Below are 23,162 nucleotides of genomic sequence, written 5' to 3' on the forward strand. Positions count from 1 at the left end.
AGGGGGACGGATCGCGGCGCAGCTGTGCACCGGGCACACCCCCGGGCCTCAGCCGGGCCTCACCCAGGGTGGAAGGTCACCCGGACGTTGGTGTCGAGCGGCAGGACCAGGACGTTGCCGGTGTCCCAGGTCCAGTCGCGCGGGATGAGGACCATCCGGGCGCCGGACTGCGCCAGCAGCCGGAACCCGTGGTAGCGGTAGCGGAAGCGCTGCCCCTGCCCGGCGTCGGCCAACGCGTACTCCTGCACCGCGGGCCAGCCCAGGTAGAGGCGTTCCGTGGTGTCCACGATCATCGCCGGGCGCTGGTAGAGCCGCGCACTCAACCGGCGGGCGTCCTCCGTCCCCTTCGCGTGGGCGTACCCGGTGGCCGCCCAGAACGAGCACAGCACGACGATCGCCACGGTCACGGCGACGGCCGCGCGCTCGCCCGGGAGCGGGTACGGGCTCCCGGTGACGCGCGCGAACAACAACCGGGCCAGCACGGCGAGCAGCAGGGCACCGCCGATCAGCAGCGGGACGGCGTACTGGCCGAGGTCGATCGCCCCGAAGCCGGCGAGGAAGCCCAGGACCAGCAACGGGGCCACGGCCGCCGCGATCAGCACGCAGGCCGGGCGGACCCAGCGCGAGGCGCCCCGCCTGGTCGCGAGGTGGTAGGCGAGCGCGACCAGCAGCACCCCGAAGAGCAGGCCCCCGACCGGGAGGTAAAGCGCTGGGGAGCCGCGGAGCAGGAGGTCCGGCGTCCCGAAGCCGAGCGTGGCGGCGTCCAGCCCGAAGTAGTGGTAGAAGGAGTCGGTGTAGGCGAAACCGAGGAAGAAGACCAACGCGGTCACGAAGGTGGTCGGGCCGAGGACCGAGGCCAGGAAGCCGACCCAGTTGAACCGGGGAGCCTCCGGCGGCTTCGGTTCGCCGTCGGCCGGCTCCCCCGCCGTCCACCCGCTCAGGGTGTGCTCCCGGTGGGAGTTCCGGTGCCGCCTCCGCCGGTCGGGAGCCCGGTGCCGCCGCTGTTCGGGGTCCCGGTGCCGCCGCCTCCCTCCGAGCCCTTGATCAGGCCCTCGGCCCTGATGTACCTGCTCTCGCCGTCGACGGTCACGGTCAGACAGAGCGGCCGCCCGGTCGCACTGCCGGTCGCCAGGACGAACTGCTGCGGCGCGCTGCGGCCCCCGGTCACGGTGACCTCCTTGCTCGGCGGCGTCGCGGGCGCGGCACCCTCCGAGCAGTCGGTGACCTGGCTGAGGACGGCCGTGAAGGTCTTGGTGGACGTGCTCCGCAGCGTCACGGAGGCGTAGACCCCGACACCCGTGGCGGACGCCGACACCTCACCCGCGTCCGCGAACCCCCCGCCACCCCCGCCCCCTTTGGTCCGCGCGTCCTCCGTCCCGCCCGGGCCGCCGTTCTGGCCCGACGAGCCGCCGTTCTGGCCCGACGAGCCGCCGTTCTGACCCGACGAGCCGCCGTTCTGGCCCGACGAGCCGCCGTTCTGACCTGACGAGCCGCCTCCACCCTGGCCGGTCGGGACGGTGGCGGTGCCGCCTCCCCCACCGCCTCCACCGGAGCAGGCCGCGAGGGCCGGGACGAGCAGGGCGCCTGCCAGCCATCGGGCCGCTCGTCCCGTCGCGCCGCCTTCGAGGTGCCTGGTCCCGGACATGCGTTCTCCCATCCGCGCAGCGAGCCGGGGCCGACCGGCCCCGCCGCACCGTACCGGTTCGCACACGGTGTGCCGGCTGCCGCGCGGGCGGCGGCCGGCCGGGAAACCCGTTCGGCGCAGCCCTGGCCCGGAGTCCGTAGAGTCGGAGCCGACGGACCGTCAGCCGCCCCGAGGAGAACACCCGTGACCACCGACACCCGCCCCGTACCGGAGCTGGCCGCCGAGGCCGTCGAGCAGTGGCGCACCGAGGAGGCCGACCTCATCGACCTGCTCGCCCGGGCGCAGCGCGGCATCGGCGGCATCGCCGCCTTCCGACTCGGCCCCACGCCCACCGTGCTGGTCACCGACCCGGCCGCCGTACAGCACGTGCTCGGCCGCCACCCCGACCGCTACGTCAAGCGCTCGCACCGCGCGCGGATGCTGGTCGGCGACGGCGTGCTCTCCGCCACCGGAGACGCCTGGAAGCGCCAACGACGGCTGCTGCAGTCCCAGTTCACCGGCACCGGGATGCGCCGCTACGAGCAGCGGATCGCCGCCGCCGCCCGCCGGACAGCCGACCGCTGGGAGGGGTACGCGCGCACCGGCGAGACCTTCGACCTCGGCGAGGAGATGCGCGGATTCGCCCTCGACACCGTCTGGCGGGCCCTCACCGGGCTGCCGCTGGACGACCGCACCGACCATGAACTCCGCTCCGTGGAACGGGTGGTGGCGGCCATGCCGACCCTGCCCACGGACGCCGGGGACGCCCGGGACGCCGTCGCCGCCGACCTCGCCCGGATCGACGCCGTCGCGCTGGCCGCCATCGACGCGGCCCGCTCGGCGACCGACGTCGAGGAGCCCGGCGTGCTGCGGGTCCTGCTCGACGCCGCGGCCCAACACCCCGAGTACACCGACCGGTTGATCCGCGACGAACTCGTCACCCTGCTCGTCGCCGGGCACGAGACCACCGCCACCACCCTCACCTGGCTCTTCCTCCTCCTCGACCGCCACCCCGAAGCGCGCGGCGCGGACCCGCAGGCCCTGGTCAGCGAGGCCCTGCGGCTCTACCCCCCGGCCTGGCTGCTCCCCCGGCACGCCGTCGAGGACGACGTGATCGACGGCCACCGCATCGCCGCCGGCACCGACGTCCTGGTCTGCCCCTACCTCACCCACCGCGACCCGGCCCTGTGGCCCGACCCCGAACGCTTCGACCCCGCCCGCTTCACCGCCACCGGCGCCCGCCCCACCCAGCTCGGCGCGTACCTCCCCTTCGGCCTCGGCGCCCGCGCCTGCCTCGGCACCCAGTTCGCCGTCCGCGAGACCACCGCGCTGCTCGAACTCCTGCTGCCCGCCCACACCGTGCGGTTCCGCTCCGTCCCGACCGGCTCCGCCTACAGCATCACCGTGCGACCCGACGGGCCGACGCCGGCGGTACTGATCTAACCGGTCCCGGTCCCGGTCGCGGGCGGGAGGAAGTCGTCGGCCAGCTCCTCGCCGGCGAGGGCGGCGTCGACGCGGGCGTCGATGTGTGCGTGGGTGACCGGACAGTCCAGCGGGCGGTCGCGGTGACAGTCGAGCATGTGGGTCAGGACGGCCGCGGCGCGCTCCAGACGGCGGGCGCGGGCCGTCATCTCGTCCCGCTGCGCCGCCAGCAGCGCCTTCCGCTCCGCCGCCTGCTCGCTCGCCATCACGGCGGCCGTCCCGGCGAGCGGGATCATGCCGTCCACGTGCCAGAGCTGGACCAGGGCGAGGCGTTCCAGGGCCGCCCGGTCGTACTGGCGCACCCGGCCGCGGCGGGCGGCGGGGGCGATCAGGCCGCAGTCCTCGTAGTAGCGCAGGGCGGGGACGGAGAGGCCGAAGGCCTTCGCGACCTCGGTGATCGAGTAGAGCTGCTCCACGCGTCGTCTCCTTCACGGTTCACGGCCGGCGGGTTGCACTCAAGCGCACTTGAGCGTGAAAGCTTAGGCAAGCCTAACTTCCTGCCGCAGCGAAGGGTTCGCCGCTCATGCCGCTCAGCACCGCCTCCGCCCCCAGCCGGACCTCACCCGGCCGCGCCGCACCCGCCTCCGGCGCGCTGCTCGTCGTCGGCTTCGTCCTGCTCAGCCTCAACACCCGGGTCGCGTTCGGGCAGGTCGGACCGCTCGCGCCAGTCGCCGGCTGGGGCCAGGGCACCGTCACCGTGCTCGGGCTGCTGCCCCCGCTGTGCATGGGCCTGTTCGCACCGCTCGGCGCCCTCGCCCGGCGGCGGATCGGCGAGGAGCGCGGGCTGTTCTGGGCGAGCGTCCTGCTCGTCGCCGGAGCGCTGCTGCGCACGGCGGGCCTGCCCGGGCTCTACGCGGGGACGGTGCTGGTGGGCATCGCGGTGGCGGTGGTCAACGTGCTGATCCCGGTGTTCGTCCGGGCCCGCTTCGCGCCCCGGCGGATCGGCACCATGATGGGCGTCTACGCCCTCGCGATGGGCACCGGGTCGGCCGTGGTCGCCGCCCTGGTCGCGCCGGTCGCCGACGCGTGGTCCTGGCGGGCCGCGATCGGCCTCGCCGTCCTCCCGGCCGTCCTCGCGGCGGCGGGCATGGCGCCGCAACTGCGGGTGGAACGACGGATACCGGCCGCCGCCGCGCCGGTGCACCGCCGGCCAGTCGGCCGCACCGCGCTCGCCTGGAGCCTCACCGCCTTCTTCGGCATCCAGACCCTGGTCTTCTACGCCACCCTCGCCTGGCTGCCCTCGATCCTGGTCGACGCCGGCCTCAGCCGCACCGCCGCCGGTACCGACCAGGCCGTCCTCATCCTCGGCCTCGCCGTCGGCGGCTTCCTCGCGCCCGTCCTCGCCGCCGCCCGCGCCGACCAGCGGCCGCACCTGCTCGCCGTGGTGGCCGTCTGCGTCCTCGGCCTGCTCGGCGTCGTACTCGCCCCCGCCACCGGCGCTCCGCTCTGGGCCGGCATCCTCGGCATCGGCATGGGCGGCGGCCAGGCCCTGGCCGCCGTGCTCTTCGCCCGCCGGGGCACCGACCACGACCACGTCGCCGCGCTCTCCACCATGGCCCAGACCTGCGGCTACCTCCTCGCCGCCACCGGCCCCGCCCTCACCGCCGCCCTCCACACCGCCACCGGCTCCTGGACGGCCCCGCTGCTGACCCTGGTCGGCCTGCTCCTAGCCGGCTCCGTCCTCAGCCTGCGCGCCGGCCACGACGCCCGGCCGTGACCGGCGTGCCTCCGCACCCCCGGCACCTGCATCCCTCGATACTCCGGTAGACCCGTACGAGAGGACGCCGATGGAATTCCTGGTCGATATGGTGACCACCGTCCCGGACGGAACCACCGAGGAGGCGATCGCCGACATCCGGGCCCGCGAGGCACGGCGGTCGGGCGAACTCGCCGCCCAGGGCACCCTGTTGCGGCTCTGGCGCCCGCCGCTCGCCCCCGGCGAATGGCGCACCTGGGGCCTGTTCAGCGCCCCCGACGAGGCGCGGCTGGAACAGGCGCTCGCCACCATGCCCCTGCGGGTATGGCGCCAGGACACCGTCACCCCGCTCTCCCCCCACCCCAACGACCCCGGCCGCCCGGAAGGCACCCGATGAACGACGAAACCGTCCTGCGCGACGTCCTCGACCGCTGGAAGGCCGCTGTCGACGCCCACCAGCCCGAGCAGGTCGCCGACTGCTTCACCGAGGACGCGATCTTCCAGGGCCTCCACCCGTACACCGTCGGGCGCACCGGCATCGCCGAGTACTACGCCTCCCAGCCGCCCGGCATGACCGCCGCCTACAACGTCCTGGAGACCCGCCGCCTCACCGACGACCTCCTGCTCGGGTACCTGGGCGTCGACTTCGCCTTCCCCGACCGCCCCACCCTCACCGTCAACCTCGGCGTCCTGCTACGCCGGTCGGCCGACAGCTGGTCCATCGCCCATTACCAGGTCTCGCTGCTGCCCTGAGCTGCGCTGCCACGCTCCATCGCCGTTCTCCGTCGGGCCGGTGAGAGCAACCCGGCAGGAACAAAGATCGTCTGACCGCCCCCAGGGGCAGTCCAGGGTTGTTATCAGGGTGATCACCGATGGGCAACGGCAGCTGGACGCAGCAGAGTTGACGAGGTCAACAAGTCCGTCAACGCCGCCCCGGAGAAACCCCGATGAGCATCCGTCTCGCCGTCACCACCCTCGCCCTGGCCACCGCCCTCACCACCGGCGCGGCTCTGCCGGCGGCCGCCGCCACACCTGCTTCCAACGCCCCGACGCTGGTGAACCCGACCGTCCAGGGCATCCTCGACCACCTGCCCGACGCCGTCGTTGCGGGCGCGCTCATCAGGCAGGACGGCGTGGACGCCACCGCCGGCCCGGTCACCGCCGGCGCCTACCTCCGGATCGGCAGCGTCACCAAGGTGTTCACCAACACCGTGGCTCTCCAACTCGTCGCCGAGCACCGGATCGGCCTGGACACACCGGCACGGCAGTACGTCCCCGAGGTGCTGCCCGAGGCGTACGACCGCGTCACCGTGCGCCAGCTCCTCGACCACACGAGCGGCCTGCCCAAGCCCGCCCGGACTCCCGGCCCGGACGACGGACCCGGATGGCAGTTCAAGTCCGTGACGCCCGAAGACCTCCTGCGTGCCTCGTTCGCCACAGCCACCGACGTGCCGCCCGCACCCCCTGCCGAGCAGCAGTACAACGGGCTCAACTCCCTGGTCCTCGGCCTGATCGTCGAGAAGGTCACCGGCCACTCCCTCACCACCGAGCTGGAGCACAGGATCATCCGGCCGCTGCACCTGAGCCACACCAGCCTGCCCGCCGCCGACGACCCGACCATCCCCTCGCCCCACGCGGAGGTGTACCTCGACGGACAGGACGTGACCGAGCAGAGCCCGTACCCGTGGGCCGAGGGAGGCATCATCTCCACCGCCGCCGACCTGGACCACTTCATCACCGCGCTGTTCCGGGGCCGCCTGCTCCCGCCCGCCCAGCAGAAGCTGGTGTTCGAGGTGCCGAACGTGCCGAACGCCGCCGACAACACGAACTGCGTCGGCCAAACGGCCTGCTACAGCATCGGCGGGCTCATGCGCTACCAACTCCCGAACGGCGAGTACGCCTGGGGCAAGACCGGCTCCCGCCCCGGCTGGGACAACGGCGTCTTCGCCACCCACGACCTCCGACACCGCGTGGTGTACTCCCTCAACCCGACGGGCACCGGCAACGACCTCCCCTACATCAAGGCACTCGTCAACGCCACGCTCACCGGCTGACGACCGGAACCGTCCGGTGCACGGCGCGCAACGCCCGAGGCCCAGGCAGCCCGGCGAACCCTCCCGGTCGAGACGGGGGCGTCATCAGCATCCAGGACGGAAACCACCGCCTGGGCGCGGCCACCAAGTTGGGCCACGCCTACGCCCCCTGCAAGATCGTCTGAACGCCAATCCCTCTGCCGCCTCGACGGTGCTCCCGGCCCGCCGAGCAACCAGCTCGGCGGGCCGGTCGGCCACGCCAACCGGTGGCCATCAACGGTCACGCCCTGCGGCGAATCCCGCCACCAAGGCAGCAGCGATGACCACCCACCACACGAGCCGGGCGGCAACGGCGGCACCTCCCATCGAGGCACCAGGGGTGAACGGCGACGGCATTTACGCCACCGCCCGCAGCGAGCAGAGGTCATGTGCCGTGCCCCACCCATGTGTGGGGCACGGCGACGTCTCACCCGACGCCACGAACTCGAACCACACGACCTTGCCCGTCCCCACCGCGTGCCAGCCCCACGCGTGAGCCAGCGCCTCGACGAGCATCAGTCCACGCCCACTGGTCGATCCCTGGTCCACTTCACGGCGTTCACACGACGGGCTGGGATCCGCGACCTCGACCCGCAGCCGCTCGCCCGTTCGACGAACGGTGACCCTGCAACGCGCTTTCGCGTGCTCCATCGCATTCGCGATCACCTCGCTCGCGCAGAGCTCCAGCTCGTGCAACGCCTCGCTGGAGAGCGGCACTTCCCAGGCACGGACGATCTCCACCACCAACCTCCGCGCCGACGGAACCGCCGCCCCGTCCGCCGGGACACCCCACTCCAGGGGCACTGGAAAGCGAGCCGTCTTGAGTGGGCTGACGATCATGTTCCACCTCATTGCTCCTCCATCACCAGGCATGAGCAGTCAGTCGAAGTCGATGCGCTGCGACCGCCCGAAGTGCCGGCCACCCCGCCGCCGAACGGCGCTGACTCCTACTCAACTCCCGCTCATCGCGCACGGGGAGTGAAAAACCGGGCCGCTGCGGCGACCGGCCGAGGGAAAACTTGGCCACCCCTTTACATATGGGCATGTGCGCTTCGTAACCATCGAGATACGGTGGGCACATGGGGGACAATCCCGAACTGCGCGCCGTCATGGCGGATCTGGGGCTCACACGGGCAGACCTGGCACGCCTGGTCAACCACGAACTCGTCACCCTCGGATGCCCGGGGACCCTCACGGTGAGGACAGTGGGTACCTGGCTCTCCGGACAGTCCCGGTGGCCTCAGGGCAGAATCCGAATCGCACTCGAACGCGCGCTGAAGCGCACGCCCGAGCAGCTCGGCTTCATTCCGCCCCGCTCCGCCACGCCCCAAGCCCCATCGGAGGAACCCGTGCTCCGCCGCAACTTCCTCGCCGCATCGGCAGCCGCCGCTCTCCCAGCCGCCATCGCCTCCCGAGGCCACACCGTCGGTCACACCGACGTTGACCGGCTCAAGGAGAGTCTCAAAACCCTCACCACGCTCGATGACCACCGCGGCGGACACGAATCACTTGAGGCGGCCGCGCGGACCGGCGCCAATCAGGCACTCAGCAAGGTGGACAAAACGATCAGCGACGGCGTCCAGCGACGTCTCTACAGCCTCGCCGCCGACTACACCGCCACGGCCGGGTTCTCCTGCATCGACGACCGCCGTTTGGACGACGCCGAGCGGTATTTCGAGACGGCTCTGCGCCTCGCCGGTCTCGGAAACGACCACGTGACCGCAATGCGAGTCTTCAACTGCCTCTCCATGGTGGGCTATCAACGCAACAGGCCGTCGGCCGCCCTGTCAGCCGCCCGAGCCGCCCAGGACGCCGGGGCAACCCGCCGCGACCCGTTCCTCGCCTCCCTCGCGCACGCCCGCGCCGCGATCGCCCACTCCACCGCAGGCGACCGGCAGGCCGCCCTGCGCTGCCTCGGACACGCCCGTGATGCGCTGGGCCGCGCGGACAGCCGCGAGCGTCCGCCGTGGACCGACTTCTACGGGCCGGCCGAACTGTTCGCGCTGAGTGCTGTCGTCCATCAGCACCTCGACGACAGCGCAGAGTCCGAGAGCGCATCACACCGTGCCCTGGCCGGGATCCCCCCACAGTTCCGCCGCAACCGTGCGTCCGCCACCGCCCGCCTCGCGCTTGCCCAGCTCGGACAAGGAGAAGTCGAACAGGCCATCGTCACCGCCACCGGCGTGTACGCCCTGATGGGCGCCGACCCGCTTCCGCCGAGGCTGCGCACTCTCCTCGGCGACTTCCACCGCGGCCTGATCACCCTGGCACCGACCTCGGCGGCTACGCGAGAGTGGACCGACCGAGTCCACGCCCAGGGAGACACCCAGTGACGATAGCCCTCCGCCGCTACGAGGCCGGCAGCATTCCCGCCGACCACACGCAGTTGCTCATCGACGTCCACGCGGACGCCTATCGGGAGCAAGCCGACGACCCCTTCGTCCAGCGCTTCCCCTGGTTCGCCAAGCACTGGACGTCCCGGCCGGGCTACAGCTGTGTCATGGCCTACGACGCCGACGAGCCGGTCGGCTACTCCTACGGCGCCCCGCTGGAAGACGGCCGCGAGTGGTGGCGCCCCCACATGCCGCCGCCCGCCGACACGTCGACGTTCGCCGTGTCCGAGGTCATGGTGCGCCCCGACTGGCGGAAGCTCGGCATCGCCGAGCAGACACACAATGCACTGCTGTCCGAGCGGGCCGAGGCGCTGGCCGTGCTCTACGTCGACGTCACCCACCCTCGTGTCCTGGCACTGTACGAACGCTGGGCATACAAAAAGGTCGGCGAGCACCGTCCGTTCGAAGACGCCCCGCTCTACGCCGTCATGGTCCGCGTCCTTCGGTAGCCCGGTCAGTCCGCACCGCCGCGCAGCAGCAACGGGCCGACACCAGGCCACCGCCGTGCAGGCCCGGCCGCGGCACCACCCGTAAGTCCGACGGCGACACAAACCGCGGTATCCGAAGCAGTTCAGCCCGCCGCGCTCGGGGCGAGCGCGGCGGGTCGACGACCGCCTCTACTCGTGGTCCGCGACGCTCAGTTCGCTCCGGCGTTAGCCTTCGCGATCAGCTCCGGCAGCTGGGCGAGCGAGTCGATCCGGAGGGTCGCGCGGTCGACTGCGGGGTCGTGCTGCTGAATCCAGCCCCACGGTCCCCGGCGGATCAGCGCGGTCTGCATCCCCGCGCGGGCGGCGGGCAGGACGTCGTTGTCCAGGCGGTCGCCGACGTAGAGGATCTCGCCCGGATCAGCCGGAACCACTGCGGCGACTCGTTCGAAGAAAGCGGGGTCCGGCTTGCTCGCGCCCCAGTCGTCGGACGTGCCGATCAGGTCGACGTCGGCGGAGAACAGCCGGCGAAGGATCGCCCCGGCCCGCACGGTCTGGTTTCCGGCGATGGCCAGCCAGAGGCCGTCCGCCCGGAGCCGGGCCAGGGCCGGGCGGACGTCAGCGTAGAGATCCTCCTCGCCGAACGTCTCGGGCTGACCGGCCGCCGCCCGCTTCTCCCGTTCCTCGTACAGGTCGAAACCGGGGCGGAAGACCTGGAAGGCCTCGCGGTAGTCGCGCCCCTCGGCGATCACCGCCCCGAACTGTGCCACGAAGGTGTGCCGAGGCACGCCCAGCCAATCCGCCCAGGTGCCGTACTCCCGGGTCTCGTCCACCAGGCACTCGCCGACGTCGAACACCACTGCGCGAATCATGCCGACAGCCTAGCCAAGCCATCAGTCCAAGCTCGGCCGGCTGACGACGGGTGTGGCCCCGGGGGACATCGGACGTTGCCCTGGCGTACCTTCCGCCGGAGGTGCGGGGTCGAACAGACTGGGGGGACTGTCGCCGATCCCTCGAAGGGGCCTTTCCTGTGCGTGCCCATGACTCCGGTAGTGCGTTTGCCGCCGACCGACGACCGGGCCGTAGCAGTCGGCCCGCGGCTCCCGCCCGGCTCCCGTCCGGTGCCCGGGCCGTGACTCCGGCGGCGCTCACCGCCATGCAGCGGGCCGTGGGCAATGCCGCGGTGAGCCGGATGCTGGAGCAGGAACAGGAGCAGCACGAGCACGCCGCGGCCGACGTGCAGCGTTCTGCCGTCCACGAGGTGCTGAGGAGCGCCGGCACGCCCTTGGCCGACGGGATCCGGAGCGAGATGGAGACGCGGCTGGGTGCGGACTTCTCCGATGTCCGGCTGCACACGGGTGCGACCGCCCGGGAGTCGGCGGCGGGGATCGGCGCCCGCGCGTACACCTCGGGCAGCCACATCGTGCTCGGCGCCGGAGGGGGCGACAAGCACACGCTCGCGCACGAGTTGACCCACGTCATCCAGCAGCGCAGCGGCCCTGTCGCGGGCACCGACAACGGGACGGGACTGCGGGTCAGCGACCCCTCCGACCGCTTCGAGCGCGAGGCCGAGGCCAATGCCTCCCGGGTACTGTCCCGGCCGCTCGCCCGGGAGTCCGAAGCGGAGCACGCGGCCCACGCGCACGGCACGCAGGCCGTCGAGCCCTCGGTGCAGCGGCGTCCCACGGCGAAGCCCGCCGGGGAGGAGGGCGACCACACCCACGTCGACCCGGACTATCCGGGGCTGCGGCTCGTCCTGGACGAGAAGCTGACCAAGGAGTACTACGAGAAGATCTACCAACTCGCGGGCTCCGAGGAGCGCGTGATCTTCGACGAGGACGGCAGCTACGGGTACATCAAGGTCGACGACGACCTGGAGACCTACTACAAGCTCGTCAACATGGAGGTCGGTCCGGAGCAGGCGCAGGCGGACCTGAGCGGCCACTTCTCCCGGCAGCGGGACAGCAGCTTCCACGTCCGGGCGGGCGCCGGGGCCTTCCAGGGTGCGCAGATCGACCAGTTGCAGGACTTCGAGGCGCAGGGTGTGCGTTCGGGCCAACTGGTCGAGGTGAGCGTCGCGTTGCTGCAGCAGGCCAGCGGCCGTGCGCAGACCGTGGCGGGCGGGCTCGTCGAGAAGCGGCTCGGCGCCGCCGTCACCGGCATGAAGAACAGCGCCGCACTCGAACCGATCAAGATCCGGGTCGACGGGGGCGGCATCAGCATCCAGGACGGAAATCACCGCCTGGGCGCGGCCGTTCAGCTGGGGCACGCCTACGTGCCGTGCAAGATCGCCTGACGGGGCTGCCGAGTCGGGACGGCCGGTAGCGGCTCGCGGCCGGCCGGTCGGCGCCTTGTACTTCCGCAGCGCGCCGCGCACTTCTACCGTTGCGTCATGCGGCGTGTTCTGATGGATCGTTCGAACCCGGGCGTGCTCGACCTGGTCCTCGTGGAGCGGGGCGGCTCGCTCCGGTACGCCCTCACGGCCGCGCTCCAGAGCGTGATCGCGGCACCGGTGCTGTTCCTGTACGGTGCTCTCTTCTCCCTCCCCCTCGACATCGGCATGCTGTTCGCCGGCACCGGATGGGGCCCGGTGTGGGCGGCGGCCGGGATCGCCGGTGGGGCGTGCGCGGTCATCGGGTGGGCGCTGATGGTCCGCCTGGTCTTCCGTACCGTGCACCGGCTGCGCTTCGCGCCCTCCGCCGAGCCGGCCACTGTTGTCCTCGTCCGGGGGGCCCGGGCGGACCGGCCGATGCCGGTCACCGAGGTACGACGGATCCGGATCGACCACTCCACCGAGGAGCCGTACGACGGCGACCCGCGCCCGGGGTCCGTCACCATCACGCTGACCGTCCTGCTGGAGCGCGGCGAACTCCCCCAGCGGCCCCTGCTCCAGGACACCGACACCACCGCACTCCACCGCGAGCTGCGCGAGGCCCTCTCCCCCGCCGTCGCGGTGGACCTGCACGTCAGCCACCACCAGCGCCCCGCACCGCCGCCCCCGCCCTCGGTCTCGGACCGGCGCTCGTGGAACCACTTCCGGTACGGGCACGGCGGTTCGACCGGCGGCGTGGGCGGCGGCTGAGCCTGGCCACCGGCCCCTTCGCCGACCTCGACGGGGCCACCGTCGAGATCGGCGGAGGGGGCGGCGCCTCAGTGGCGGTGGTGGTTGTCGGGTTGGGCCGGGTCGCCGGGGTGCTCCAATCCCTCGACGAGGGTGAGGCGTTGGGCGCGCTCGTGGTCGAGCCAGCGGACGAAGGCGGCGCGGCGGGCGGCTTCGGTCAGGTCGGCGGTGGGGTCGCGCTCCTCCGGGGTGGTGCGGACGGCGAGGAGGGCGGCCGTCCAGGGGCCGGCGGTGGCCCAGGTGCCGGGTGCGGCCTCGCGGAGGGCTTCGGCGAGGGCGGCGGGCAGGGTGTCGGGGTCGGCCTCCAACTCGCCGTCGGGGAGTGCGAGGTGCCAGACGGCCGACGGCGGGCGGGTGGTCAGGGTGCGGTAGTGGGCGACGTCGGCGGCGGAGGGTTCGACGTCGGCGGTGACCACCGCGTAGACGGCCCGGACGGCTGCGCTGCCCTCGTAGGCGGCGGCGGTGATGGAGCCGAGTTCGACGGCGGCCTGCTGGTCCAGGCGGGCCGGGCCGGTGGACCGTACGGGCAGGTCGCGCTCGGCGGCGACCGCCTCGCACAGCGCCTCGGTCAGCAGCACCTGGGCGACCCAGCGGGTGAGCTGGCGGTCCTCCGAACTGCCGGGTTGGGGCAGGGCAGTGGAACGCGGGCCGGTGCGGAGGGCGGCCAGGCGGTGGTCGAGGGCGGTGCGCGGGAGCGGCCGGCCGTCGAGCAGACCGAGGGTCATACCTCCACCTCCAGGGCGACGGTCGGGGCGTACTGGCAGCGGCCGAACCACATCACCTTGGCCAGCGCCCAGTACGCGCCGGGGTCGGTGGATTCGGGGGCGGCGATCTCGAAGTCCACGGTCGAGGACGATCCGGCCGCCACGGTGAAGCCGCGGACCGGGTCGGCGATGGCCTCCCAGGTGCCCCAGGGGGAGACGAGTTGGAGTTCGCCGCGGATCTCGCCGCGGGTGCGGTTGGTGAGGGTGAGGCCGAGCGTGGTGCGGCCGCCCGGGGTGACGCGCAGGGTCTCCTCGGAGACGGCGACGTCCAGGCCGGTGTCGCGGCCGGTGGTGGCCTTGGTGCCCTGGGCGATCGTCCAGTCCTCGGGGGTGTCGCCGGGGACGGGCAGCAGGCCGGGGAGGTCGCCGACGGCGATGGTCACGACGTCCTCGATCTCCTGGCCGTCGTGCACGATCCGGACGGCGGCGAAGTGCAGGCCGGGCGGCGCTTCGGCGGGCGGGGTGAGGGTGACCGGGAAGCGCAGGTGGCCGCCGGGCTCCAGCCGGTAGGGGCGGCTGCCGAGGCTGGTCCGCCAGCCCTCGGGCGGCAGGACGACGGCCGTGCCCTCGACCGCCGCGTCGCGCAATTGCGACGACAGGGCGACGGAGAGTTCGACCGCCTCGCCGTCCGTCCGCAGCAGGCCGGGCGAGGCGCCGACGGAGACCGGCAGGTAGCCGAGCGGCGCCGGGCCCCGGTTGTGCAGCCAGTAGCGGGCGTGGACGGGCTGCGCGGGTTCGGCGACCGGGCCGAGGACCGGGCCGCCGGGTTCGGCGCCGACGCCGGGGGCGGCGAGCAGGGTGGCGATCTGCGAGCCGGCGAGGTCGACGCGTTCGGCGGCCTCGCCGAGGGGGCGTTCCAGCAGGTCGGCGGGCCGCAGGTGGCTCAGCCCGAGTGCGCCGCCGAGTTCCGCCGTGCGCCCGAGGCCGGTCGACTCGACCAGCCGGACGGCGAGTTCACGCCCGACGGCCGCCGCCGAGCCGTGCGCGATCGGGTTGCCGGCGGGCTTGAGCGCGCCGAGCAGGACTTCGCGCTGCGGTTCGATCCGCAGCCAGGAGAGGGTGGCCGGCAGTGGGCCTTCCTGCGGCGGCGCGATCCGGGCGTAGAGCGGGTGGTTGAACTCCTGGCCCTGGGCGGGCAGGGTCTGGCTCCGCCAGTCGCCCGGGCCGCCGACCAGGGCGTAGCTGAACTCGTGTGTCCAGTGCTGGAGTTGGAAGGAGGCGCCGTCGGGCAGGGTGCGCCGGGGCGGGTCGATCCAGACGCCGGAGGGCCAGCCGGTGCAGGAGCGCATCAGCGAGAGGTGCAGGGCTCCGGTGGTGTCGACCGCGAAGCCGGGCAGGCCGAAGCTGAGCAACGCGACGGTGTGGTCGGCGAGTTGGTCCACGACCTCGGACGGGCAGACGGCGCTGATCCGGGCGTCGGCGAGGTCCGCGACCAGCGCGGCGGCGTCCGCGACGACCAGCGCGGGCAGTGCCCGCAGGTCCCGCAGGTCGGCGCCGGGCTGCCAGACCTCGGCGAGCGGGGTGAGCGCGGGCACCCAGACCGCGCCGTGCGTCTTGAGGACGCTCGCGTACTCCTCGCCGGCCCGTTCGATCAACTCCCGGGCGGCGTCGTTCTCTTCCGGCCCGCCGAGGACGATCCGGAAGTCGGGCAGGTTGGAGTCGACGTCCAGCCAGCCGTACCGGGCCCAGTCGGCGCCGGAGGTGGTGGCGGTGACGCCGACCCGGGCGAGGGCGACCACCAGCGGGCGGGCGTCGGCGGCGTCGTCCAGGCTCGGGACGACCACCTCGGCGACGCCCAACGCCCGCTCCCCCAGCGGCGATCCGGCCGGGTCGGACAGGACGGCGCGCGCGGTGGCGCCGAGCCCGAACCAGGTGTTGGCCGGGTTGTCCAAGGTCCACGGCGCCTCGGCGGAGTCGACGTCGGGCAGGGCGAAGCCGCGCCCGACGACGGCGCCGGCGACCTCGCTGACCGGCAGCGCGCCGGGCAGGTCGACGGGGAAGCGCAGCCGCAGCAGCCGGTCGGCGCCGGAGTAGTCGACGACCCGGGTGCGGCAGTCGACCCGGTCGAGGCCGCGCCACAGGGTGACGGTCTGCTCGTAGCGGATCCCGTCGACGGTGCCGCCGATCACCAGCCGCTCGCCGAGCGGGCCGGTCTCGCGGCGCACGTCGGCCGGGGCCGTGCCGGAGCCGCGCACCGGTCCGCTGGGCACCAGGTGCCAGGGGCCCTCGCCGAAGTCGGGGTGCTGCGGGTACTCCTCGTAGACCCGCAGTTCGTTGCCGATCCGGCCGCCCTGGATCAACTCCCGGTCGTGCAGCAGGTCGTGGACGGAGGACAGGCCGCCGCCACGGACGGGGTCGGCGCTCACCCGGTAGCGGTCGTTGCTGATCACCACGCCCTCGGCCGCCGTCCAGGGCTCCGCCGCCGGGCCCTCCACCAGCCGCCAGGTGCGCCAGCCGAGCGCGGGGACGTCGGCGGCGAGGAAGCGCAGGGCCCCCCGGTCGACGGTGCTCGGCACGGGCTCGCCCCGGTCGTCGAGCACCCGTACCGCCCCGGTCCGCGGGGGCAGTTGGACGACGACCAGGTCGGTCCGGTCGAAGGAGAGCGTGTTGGTGACGACCACGGCCGAGCCGGCGGCCACCGCCGACCCGCCGACCCCCTCCGACCCTGCGCCGGCGGCCGAGCCGACGCCGGCGGTGGAGATCCGCGCGGTCAGCGCGTCCAGCGCCTCGTCCCGGACGGCGGCCGCGAGGTCGTGCGCCTCGCGCCAGCCGCCGAGCAGGTCGAGGTAGACCTGGTCGGACTCGGAGCCGGTGATGGCGTCGTGGTGGGCGCCGTAGGCGAGTTGGCGCCAGACCTTGTCGAGGGCGGCGGTCGGGTACTGCCCGAGGCCGTGGACGGCGGCGAGGGTGGCGAGCTTCTCGGCGTCGGCGGCGGCGACCTCGCCGGCCCGCTGGGCCTGCTTGGTGTCGATGTACGAGACGTCCTTGCCGGTGTAGACCGGGTTCATGTCGCGGGTCTGCGGGCTGGGCCGGCGGCCGGTGGCGGCGAGTTCGGCCCGGACGGCGTCGAGGAAGTCGCGCGGGGTGGCGCAGACGAAGCGCGGCCAGAGGTACTTGGCGGCCCAGGAGCGGTGGATCTCGGTGACCCACTTGTTGGGCGGGGTGTAGTCGGTGCCGACGGGCAGCAGCAGGTTCCTGGTCGCGCCGACGGGCTTGAGCTTGCGGTACAGCTCGTAGACGGCCTGTTCGGCGGTGGCGAGGTCCGGGGAGGAGTCCATCCACCAGCCGGCCGAGTAGTGGTGCGGCATGTAGTGGGTGAGCACGCCCTCGCCGGAGGGGGCGATCCACTCGAACTCGCTCGGGAACTGCATCACCCGGGCGTCGTCCTTGGCCTCGCGGAAGTTCTTCTGGATCGGGCCCCACTGGTGGAAGGGGCCGCGGGCCCAGGCGCTGCCGGTGAGGCCGGCCGCGGCGAGGTGGCCGGGGAACTGCGGGTCGTGCCCGAACACGTCGAGTTGCCAGGCGGTCTGCGGGTCGCCGCCGAGGATGTCGCGCTGGTAGCCGATGCCGTAGACGAGGTTGCGGATGGTGGTCTCGGCGCCGGTGAGGTTGGTGTTGGGCTCGTTGTAGGTGCCGCCGACGAGTTCGACCTGGCCGCGCTCCAGCAGCGTGCGCAGGGTCTCGCGGCGCTCGGGGTGCTGGTCGAAGTACGGCTTGAGGTAGTCGACTTCGGCGAGGACGAACTTGTACACCGGGTCCCGCAGCGCGAGGTCCATGTGCGCGTCGACGAGCGCGAAGCCGTTGCGCTCCCAGAGGGGCCGGGTGGTGGCGTCGGCGGAGAGCAGTTCCCAGGGGGAGGTGTAGGCGGCCTGGGTGTTCCACCAGACCGGGTCGTAGTGGAAGTGCGAGACCAGGAACATCGTCCAGCCGGGTTCGGCGACCTCCACCAGGGCGTCCACGCAGGCGCCCTCCGCCTCGACGGTGACGGGGAGTTCAGTGCCCGGCTCGGGGGCGCCGGTGAGCTCCAACGGGACTTCGACCAGCCCCGTGCCGGTCGCCTCGCCGCGCACGCCCGGACCGCTGACGGTGATCCGGGCGGCCGGGCCGTCGAGGGTGACCCGCAGCAGTTGGCGCGGGGCTTCCTCGGGACCGGTGAAGAGGTCGGTGTTCTCGACGGCGGTGATGGTGACCGGCACGGGGAGGGTCCTTTCGGTGCAGGTACGGGGGCCGGGCGCGGGGTCGGTTGCCGCGCGCCCGGCGGGAGTTGCCGGCGTGCCCGGCTACTGGCCCCAGGCCTCGAACTCGTAGATGCGGGCGGCCGGGTCGGTGTTCTGGGTGGGCTTGGTGACGACCAGCCGGACGTAGCGGGCGGTGGTGGTCACCGGGTGGGTGGTGGTGCCCGCGGTGTTGCCGGTGACGTCGGCGACCGTCGTCCAGGGGTCGGTGGTGTTCGAGCGGACCTGGATCGAGAAGTCGCGGGTGTTGAAGGCCGCGCTCTCGCCGCCCGCGCCCGCGTGCTTGACCACGAACTTGGACAGCTGCTTGGCCGAACCGAGGTCCACCTCAAGCCACTTGGAGCTGTTCAGGCTGCACCACTTGTCGCCGGTGCCGCCGTTGACGCTGCCGTTGACGGCCTTGGCCGGGCCTTCGTTGGCGTTGCACTGGCCGGAGGCGGTGGCCGGGCGGTTCAGCGCCAGGTTGCCGCCGGTCGCGGGCGGCGTGCCCGTCCAGCCGACGGTGGTGGAGGCGGCGGTGGAGCGGCCGTAGGTGGTGGAGACGGCCTCGACGTCGAGGGTGGTGGCGTCCTCGGTGCCGGCCCGGTCGAGCCGCCCGACGTAGTACGCGTCGTTGGGGGTCGCGCCGAGGAAGGTCCGGCTGCCATCGGCGTTGCGCCGGTACACCTCGTAGTGGTGGACGTCACCGCCGGGCGCGGCCGTCCAGGAGAGCCGCAGCGACTGGCTGGAGCCCGCCGTCACGTCGCTCGCGCCGAGGACGGTGAGGCCGTTGGGCGCCGCCGGGGCGCCCACCTCGCCGTCGTGGATGGAGATCTGGCCGATCCGCACGTCGTAGGCGGGGTCGGTGCCGTCGGCCCGGAGGGCGACCTGGGCGATGGTACGGCCCGCGTACGGGGCGAGGTCGAGGGTGTGCCGCTCCCACCCGGTACCGGAGTTGGCGCCGACGTCGATCGTGGTGAAGCTGTTCGGCGCGTCTGTGAAGGAGACCGCGGCCTTGAGCTTGGTGGGCCCGGCGGCCGGGGTCTTGACCACCAGGTCCAGCTTGGTGTTCGCGGCGACGGGCAGTTTGGTCTCGTACAGCCGCACGGTGTTGGCGGCGTCCAGGGTGCCGGTGAGGCGCAGCGAGGAGCCGCCCTGGTAGGCGTCGGTGAAGTCGACGGACGGGGTGAGCCGGCTGCCGCTGGAGTCGACCATCCACCGGTAGGTCGGCGGGACGTCCTGGAGGGACAGGTTGTTCCAGCCGCCGGTGGCGACCCGGGTGCCGGCGGAGTTGTAGAAGTCCCCCTGCCCGGTGTTGAAGTTGGTGACGAAGGGCTTGGCGGTGATCGGCGAGGACTCGGCGACGTAGCCGGCCAGGCCGGGCCAGTTGTCGGCGGGGTTGGCCTTCGACGGGTCGTTGTTGGCGCCGACCCAGTAGCGGGCGTCCTTGGCGTAGAAGTCGGCCCGGTCGGTGGCGGACTTCCAGGTCCATTCGGGCCGGTAGAGGCCGAGCGAGGTGGTGTGCGGCCGGCCGGCCGGGAAGAGGGAGTTCCAGTCGACGCCGGTGTTGTAGCCGTTGGCCTCGGTGTCGATGCCGGAGTAGAGGTCGTACTCGCTGCGGCCGAGTTGCCGGGCCAGTGCGCGGGAGGAGTTCAGGCCGCCGGAGCTCCAGTTGAAGTTCAGGAACATCGAGTCCGAGGTGCGCTTCGAACCGTCCTGGAGGAACGGGGAGTTGGCGGAGGTGAGGGCGTTCTGCCAGTTGACCGATCCGGAGGTGGTCATGGCGTCGTACCACATGAACTCGGTGCCGCTCTTGGCCTTGCTGTACTGCATGAGGTTGCGCACTTCGGTGGCGAGGGCCGAATCCCCGCCGCCGGTCTCCTGGTTGATGAACCAGCCGTCGAAGCCGTAGTACTGGGCGGCCTGGGCGAGCTTGTCGGCGACGGGGTAGCTGTTGCCGGACTTCTGGACGAAGTCGCGGAGCCACTGGAGCTGGCCGCCGTAGGCGGCGGGCGGGAAGAAGACGGTGCCGTAGACCTTGACGCCGTTGCGGTGGGCGGCGTCGATGACGGTCGGGTTGGGGGCGAGGATCAGGCCCTCGCCGGCCGAGCCGCCCCAGAAGACCAGCTTGTCGACGTACTGCCAGTAGCCGAAGGCGTAGTAGTTGGGGTCGGCGGAGCCCTGGGAGGGGTTGTTGGAGGTGGGCCCGAAGGAGACCAGGGAGGCGACCTTCCCTTCACCGGTGCGGGCGTTGGGGTTGGCCTTGAGGGCGGGGTCGCTGGTGCGCGGCTGGAGCGGGACGCTGGAGCGGTTGAAGCGGGCGTCCGGGTCGGTGGCCGGGTCCCAGTTGAGGATGGTGGAGGGGTACCAGTACGAGGCGTAGGGCTGGGTGCCGGGGGTGCCGGGCGTACTGGCGGTCGGGGTGGTGGGCGCCTGCGGCCCGGCGTGGGCGGCGGGGGCGGCGCCCAGCACGGCGGCCGCGAGGGCGGCGCTGAGCAGCAGGGGTATCCGTCGTGACATGCGTGGCTCCGATCGAGCGGAGGTGGGTGGGGGCGGGCCGTCGGCGTGGACGGGCCGGGTGCATGTGGGCGTGGCGGTGCGCGCGGAGGCGGGGCGACCGCGTCGCCGCTGCGGCCTGCGCAGCGGCGACGCGGCGGGCCCGCGGGGGGAGCGGGCCTGCGGAGGGTGCGGGCCGGACAGGGCCTGGGTGCGCGCCGGGCGGAGGCCGCTCGGCGCAGCGAACCTAAACCGGTTCAGGAGCGCTGTCAACGACTCGCACAGCAACCACCCCGTCGGGTGGCTCGGCCCCCGGCGGCGAGGTGGACTCGCGCACGGTCAGCCGCGGCGTGGGCATCTGCAGGTCGCGCCCGGAGCCGGTCTCGTCGAGGGCCGCCAGCAGGCTGCGGGCGACCTGCTCGCCGAGCGCGAAGGTGTCCCGGCTGAGCGCGGTCAGCGGCGGGTGGACGATCCGGGCCAGCACCGAGTCGTCGAAGGAGACGATGGACAGTTCGGCGGGCACCGCGACGCCCATCTCCCCGGCCACGCCGAGCCCGGCGACGGCCATCACGTCGCTGTCGTAGACGATCGCGGTGGGCCGCCGGGGCCGGGAGAGCAGGGTGCGGGTGGCGGCGGCGCCCTCGGCGTCGCTGAAGTCGGTGGGCACCGACACGGCCTCCTCCAGCCCGAGCCGGCGGGAGGCGTCGCGCAGCGCGCGGATCCGGCGCTGGGTGTGCTGGAAGTGCGGCAGCCCGGCGAGGTGGGCGATCCGGCGGTGCCCGATGGCGGCCAGGTAGTCGACGATGGAGAGCATCGCCTCCCGGTCGTCGGCCCAGATCCGCAGCGGGCCGCCGCCCTTGCCGGGCCCGCCCAGGATGACGGCGGGCAGGCCGAGTTCGTCCAGCACCGGCAGCCGCGGGTCGCGGACCTGGAGGTCGACGACGATGAAGCCGTCGACCCGGTGCTCGGAGGCCCAGCGCCGGTAGACCTCGATCTCGGCGGCGGTGTCCTCGACCACCATCAGGTGCAGCGCGACGGAGCTGGCCGAGAGCACCGCCTGGAGGCCGGACAGCAGTTGGCTGAAGAACGGCTCGACGCCGATGGTGCGGGCCGGGCGGGCGATCACCAGCCCGACGGCGTCGGCCCTGGCTCCGCCGAGGGCCCGCGCGGCGCTGTGCGGGCGCCAGTTCATCTCCTCGGCGACCCGCAGGATCCGGGCCCTGGTCGCCTCGCTCACGCCGGGGCGGCCGTTGAGCGCGAAGGACACCGCGCCCTTGGAGACACCGGCCTGGCGCGCGATGTCGGCGATCGTCGGTCTGGCCACAGAACCCGACTCCTCTCTTGACATCCAAGTTTAGGCGGGAGCATAGTCCCTGGCATAGCTAGACCGGTTTAGTAATACAGGTTCTGGAACTCGGCACCACCCCCGTGACCCAAAACCACCCCCCGAGCTCGGCACGATCCCCCACCCACCCCCAGGACCGGGAGACCCTCATGCGAAGAATCTGGGCGGCACTGACCACGACGGCGTTCACCGCGGCCGCACTCACCGGCTGCGGACTCGGCTCCAGCGAAAGCAAGAACAGCGACAGCGTGGCGAGTGCGGCCGCCACCGGCGAGGTCAAGGGCAAGGTCTCGATCCAGACCTGGGCGCTCAAGCCGAAGTTCACCGACTACGTCCAAGGCGTCCTCGACGGCTTCAAGAAGAAGTACCCCGGCGTCGAGGTCGAGTGGCTCGACCAGCCCGGCGAGGGCTACTCCGACAAGGTCCTCAGCCAGGCCGCGTCCGGCGGCCTGCCCGACGTGGTCAACCTCCCGCCGGACTTCGCCTTCCCGCTGGCCAAGAAGGACCTCCTGCTGGACGTCCTCAAGGCCGACCCCAAGCTCGCCGACGAGTACGTCGCAGGCGGCGTCGAGGCCTACCGCTACACCGGCCTGAACGGCACCTTCGGCTACCCGTGGTACCTCAACACCGATGTGAACTACTGGAATTCGGAACTCCTGACGAAGAACGGGCTGGACCCGAAGAAGCTCCCCGCCAGCCTGGACGACCTGATCGCCCAGTCCCGGGCGATGAAGGAGAAGTCCGGCGGCCAGACCTACCTGATGAGCCGCAAGCCGGGCCTCGGCGACCTCTACAACGCCGGCGTGAAGCTGATGTCCGACGACGGCAAGTCCTTCACCTTCAACACCCCCGAGGCCGCCGCGCTGCTCGACAAGTACCGCGACGCCTTCAAGGAGGGCCTGCTGCCCAAGGACGTGCTGACCAACACCTACGTCGGCAACTCCAAGCTCTTCAACGCGGGCACGGCGGCCTGGACCACCGGCGGCGGCAACTTCATCACCAGCCTCGCCACCGACAACCCGACGATGGCCCCGAAGATGCTCTCCTCCCCCACCATGGGCGTCCCGCCGCTGTACGTGCAGGGCCTGACCATCCCGAAGAACACCAAGAACCCGGCCGCAGCCGTCGCCCTCGCCCGCTGGGTCACCAGCCCCGAGAACCAGGCCGCGTTCTCCCACCTGACCAGCGTCTTCCCGTCCACCAAGGCCTCCGCGAACGACCCGTTCTTCAGCAAGAGCGACGGCACCAACGCCGGCGACGCCAAGGTGGTCGCCTTCGACTCGCTCGCCAAGGCCAAACTGATCCAGCCCGTCCAGGTCGACGACGCCATGAGCACCATCATCAACCAGCAGATCGCGCTGGCCATCAGCGGCGACGCGAGCTCCAAGCAGGCGCTGGACTCCGCCGTCGAGCAGTGCAACAAGCTGCTCAAGGGCTGACGGCCGACCGCCACCCCGACCGTACCGGTCGAGCGGCGGGCCACCCCCGCCCGCCGCACCCGGGAATGACCCGCACCACCCCCAGGAAGGC

The 23,162-nt window shown here is 72.6% G+C and carries 19 protein-coding genes; 10 read left to right on the forward strand and 9 right to left on the reverse strand.

Going from position 1 to position 23,162, the window contains the following annotated elements; genetic code table 11:
• Positions 1-59: 59 nt before the first annotated feature.
• Together A6F73_RS03445 and A6F73_RS41270 are read right to left on the reverse strand one after the other, a co-directional pair.
• On the reverse strand, positions 60-830 hold the full coding sequence (locus A6F73_RS03445) for a hypothetical protein (protein WP_063346385.1): 771 nt from the start codon (positions 828-830) through the stop codon (positions 60-62).
• Between the two features lie 107 nt (positions 831-937).
• A complete protein-coding gene (locus tag A6F73_RS41270) occupies positions 938-1,645 on the reverse strand; it encodes a hypothetical protein (RefSeq protein ID WP_159398344.1) in 708 nt (235 codons plus the stop codon).
• Between the two features lie 183 nt (positions 1,646-1,828).
• On the opposite strand from A6F73_RS41270, the gene A6F73_RS03455 reads away from it, so the two are divergent.
• On the forward strand, positions 1,829-3,067 hold the full coding sequence (locus tag A6F73_RS03455; RefSeq protein ID WP_063346387.1) for a cytochrome P450: 1,239 nt from the start codon (positions 1,829-1,831) through the stop codon (positions 3,065-3,067).
• On the opposite strand, the gene A6F73_RS03460 is transcribed toward A6F73_RS03455, so the two are convergent.
• Positions 3,064-3,522, reverse strand: a complete 459-nt coding sequence (locus A6F73_RS03460) for a MerR family transcriptional regulator (RefSeq protein ID WP_063346388.1) — start codon at positions 3,520-3,522, stop codon at positions 3,064-3,066. The genes A6F73_RS03455 and A6F73_RS03460 overlap by 4 nt on opposite strands.
• A 107-nt stretch (positions 3,523-3,629) precedes the next feature.
• Between A6F73_RS03460 and A6F73_RS03465 the strand changes: the two genes are divergently transcribed.
• From A6F73_RS03465 to A6F73_RS03480, 4 genes are all read left to right on the forward strand, one after another.
• Positions 3,630-4,823 carry an MFS transporter gene (locus tag A6F73_RS03465; RefSeq protein ID WP_063346389.1) on the forward strand — a complete coding sequence of 398 codons (1,194 nt, stop codon included), beginning with the start codon at positions 3,630-3,632 and terminating at the stop codon, positions 4,821-4,823.
• 70 nt (positions 4,824-4,893) lie between these two features.
• Complete coding sequence (locus A6F73_RS03470) at positions 4,894-5,199, forward strand: muconolactone Delta-isomerase family protein (RefSeq protein WP_063346390.1); 306 nt, start codon at positions 4,894-4,896, stop codon at positions 5,197-5,199.
• Positions 5,196-5,555, forward strand: a complete 360-nt coding sequence (locus A6F73_RS03475; protein WP_063346391.1) for an SgcJ/EcaC family oxidoreductase — start codon at positions 5,196-5,198, stop codon at positions 5,553-5,555. The genes A6F73_RS03470 and A6F73_RS03475 overlap by 4 nt, the downstream gene beginning before the upstream one ends.
• Before the next feature lie 194 nt (positions 5,556-5,749).
• Complete coding sequence (locus A6F73_RS03480) at positions 5,750-6,856, forward strand: serine hydrolase domain-containing protein (protein WP_063346392.1); 1,107 nt, start codon at positions 5,750-5,752, stop codon at positions 6,854-6,856.
• 375 nt (positions 6,857-7,231) lie between these two features.
• Here the strand turns inward: A6F73_RS03480 and A6F73_RS03485 are convergent, their stop codons facing one another.
• The gene (locus A6F73_RS03485) at positions 7,232-7,747 is read right to left on the reverse strand and encodes an ATP-binding protein (RefSeq protein WP_079135400.1); all 516 of its coding nucleotides are present in this window, start codon (positions 7,745-7,747) and stop codon (positions 7,232-7,234) included.
• A gap of 206 nt (positions 7,748-7,953) precedes the next feature.
• Between A6F73_RS03485 and A6F73_RS03490 the strand changes: the two genes are divergently transcribed.
• Together A6F73_RS03490 and A6F73_RS03495 are read left to right on the forward strand one after the other, a co-directional pair.
• Positions 7,954-9,207, forward strand: coding sequence for a hypothetical protein (locus tag A6F73_RS03490; protein ID WP_063346394.1), 1,254 nt, complete (start codon positions 7,954-7,956; stop codon positions 9,205-9,207).
• Positions 9,204-9,716, forward strand: coding sequence for a GNAT family N-acetyltransferase (locus A6F73_RS03495; protein WP_063346395.1), 513 nt, complete (start codon positions 9,204-9,206; stop codon positions 9,714-9,716). The genes A6F73_RS03490 and A6F73_RS03495 overlap by 4 nt, the downstream gene beginning before the upstream one ends.
• A 188-nt stretch (positions 9,717-9,904) precedes the next feature.
• On the opposite strand, the gene A6F73_RS03500 is transcribed toward A6F73_RS03495, so the two are convergent.
• Positions 9,905-10,564: an HAD family hydrolase gene (locus tag A6F73_RS03500; RefSeq protein ID WP_063346396.1), complete on the reverse strand. Its 660-nt coding sequence runs from the start codon at positions 10,562-10,564 to the stop codon at positions 9,905-9,907.
• Positions 10,565-10,722: 158 nt separating this feature from the next.
• Here A6F73_RS03500 and A6F73_RS03505 point away from each other — a divergent pair, with 158 nt between their 5' ends.
• Together A6F73_RS03505 and A6F73_RS03510 are read left to right on the forward strand one after the other, a co-directional pair.
• The gene (locus tag A6F73_RS03505; RefSeq protein WP_244293274.1) at positions 10,723-11,988 is read left to right on the forward strand and encodes a DUF4157 domain-containing protein; all 1,266 of its coding nucleotides are present in this window, start codon (positions 10,723-10,725) and stop codon (positions 11,986-11,988) included.
• Positions 11,989-12,084: 96 nt separating this feature from the next.
• The gene (locus A6F73_RS03510) at positions 12,085-12,774 is read left to right on the forward strand and encodes a hypothetical protein (RefSeq protein ID WP_159398346.1); all 690 of its coding nucleotides are present in this window, start codon (positions 12,085-12,087) and stop codon (positions 12,772-12,774) included.
• Between the two features lie 68 nt (positions 12,775-12,842).
• Here the strand turns inward: A6F73_RS03510 and A6F73_RS03515 are convergent, their stop codons facing one another.
• From A6F73_RS03515 to A6F73_RS03530, 4 genes are all read right to left on the reverse strand, one after another.
• Positions 12,843-13,538, reverse strand: coding sequence for a hypothetical protein (locus A6F73_RS03515; RefSeq protein ID WP_063346398.1), 696 nt, complete (start codon positions 13,536-13,538; stop codon positions 12,843-12,845).
• On the reverse strand, positions 13,535-17,773 hold the full coding sequence (locus A6F73_RS03520; RefSeq protein WP_063346399.1) for an NEW3 domain-containing protein: 4,239 nt from the start codon (positions 17,771-17,773) through the stop codon (positions 13,535-13,537). The genes A6F73_RS03515 and A6F73_RS03520 overlap by 4 nt, the downstream gene beginning before the upstream one ends.
• 84 nt (positions 17,774-17,857) lie before the next feature.
• Positions 17,858-20,311 (reverse strand): discoidin domain-containing protein, encoded by a 2,454-nt coding sequence (locus A6F73_RS03525; RefSeq protein WP_063346400.1) that lies wholly within the window; start codon positions 20,309-20,311, stop codon positions 17,858-17,860.
• Between the two features lie 223 nt (positions 20,312-20,534).
• Positions 20,535-21,611: a LacI family DNA-binding transcriptional regulator gene (locus A6F73_RS03530; protein ID WP_063346401.1), complete on the reverse strand. Its 1,077-nt coding sequence runs from the start codon at positions 21,609-21,611 to the stop codon at positions 20,535-20,537.
• A 170-nt stretch (positions 21,612-21,781) separates the two neighbouring features.
• Here A6F73_RS03530 and A6F73_RS03535 point away from each other — a divergent pair, with 170 nt between their 5' ends.
• Positions 21,782-23,071: a sugar ABC transporter substrate-binding protein gene (locus A6F73_RS03535; protein ID WP_063346402.1), complete on the forward strand. Its 1,290-nt coding sequence runs from the start codon at positions 21,782-21,784 to the stop codon at positions 23,069-23,071.
• Positions 23,072-23,162: the final 91 nt, after the last annotated feature.

Source organism: Streptomyces sp. MJM8645 (assembly GCF_001625365.1).
Classification (GTDB): Bacteria; Actinomycetota; Actinomycetes; order Streptomycetales; family Streptomycetaceae; genus Kitasatospora.

Coding starts and splice junctions, on each gene's coding strand:
- A6F73_RS03525 (WP_063346400.1), bottom strand. CDS start 20,311: ATGTCACGACGGATACCCCTGCTGCTCAGCGCCGCCCTCGCGGCCGCC.
- A6F73_RS03480 (WP_063346392.1), top strand. CDS start 5,750: ATGAGCATCCGTCTCGCCGTCACCACCCTCGCCCTGGCCACCGCCCTC.
- A6F73_RS03515 (WP_063346398.1), bottom strand. CDS start 13,538: ATGACCCTCGGTCTGCTCGACGGCCGGCCGCTCCCGCGCACCGCCCTC.
- A6F73_RS03465 (WP_063346389.1), top strand. CDS start 3,630: ATGCCGCTCAGCACCGCCTCCGCCCCCAGCCGGACCTCACCCGGCCGC.
- A6F73_RS03535 (WP_063346402.1), top strand. CDS start 21,782: ATGCGAAGAATCTGGGCGGCACTGACCACGACGGCGTTCACCGCGGCC.
- A6F73_RS03485 (WP_079135400.1), bottom strand. CDS start 7,747: ATGCCTGGTGATGGAGGAGCAATGAGGTGGAACATGATCGTCAGCCCA.
- A6F73_RS03470 (WP_063346390.1), top strand. CDS start 4,894: ATGGAATTCCTGGTCGATATGGTGACCACCGTCCCGGACGGAACCACC.
- A6F73_RS41270 (WP_159398344.1), bottom strand. CDS start 1,645: ATGTCCGGGACCAGGCACCTCGAAGGCGGCGCGACGGGACGAGCGGCC.
- A6F73_RS03475 (WP_063346391.1), top strand. CDS start 5,196: ATGAACGACGAAACCGTCCTGCGCGACGTCCTCGACCGCTGGAAGGCC.
- A6F73_RS03500 (WP_063346396.1), bottom strand. CDS start 10,564: ATGATTCGCGCAGTGGTGTTCGACGTCGGCGAGTGCCTGGTGGACGAG.
- A6F73_RS03510 (WP_159398346.1), top strand. CDS start 12,085: ATGCGGCGTGTTCTGATGGATCGTTCGAACCCGGGCGTGCTCGACCTG.
- A6F73_RS03490 (WP_063346394.1), top strand. CDS start 7,954: ATGGGGGACAATCCCGAACTGCGCGCCGTCATGGCGGATCTGGGGCTC.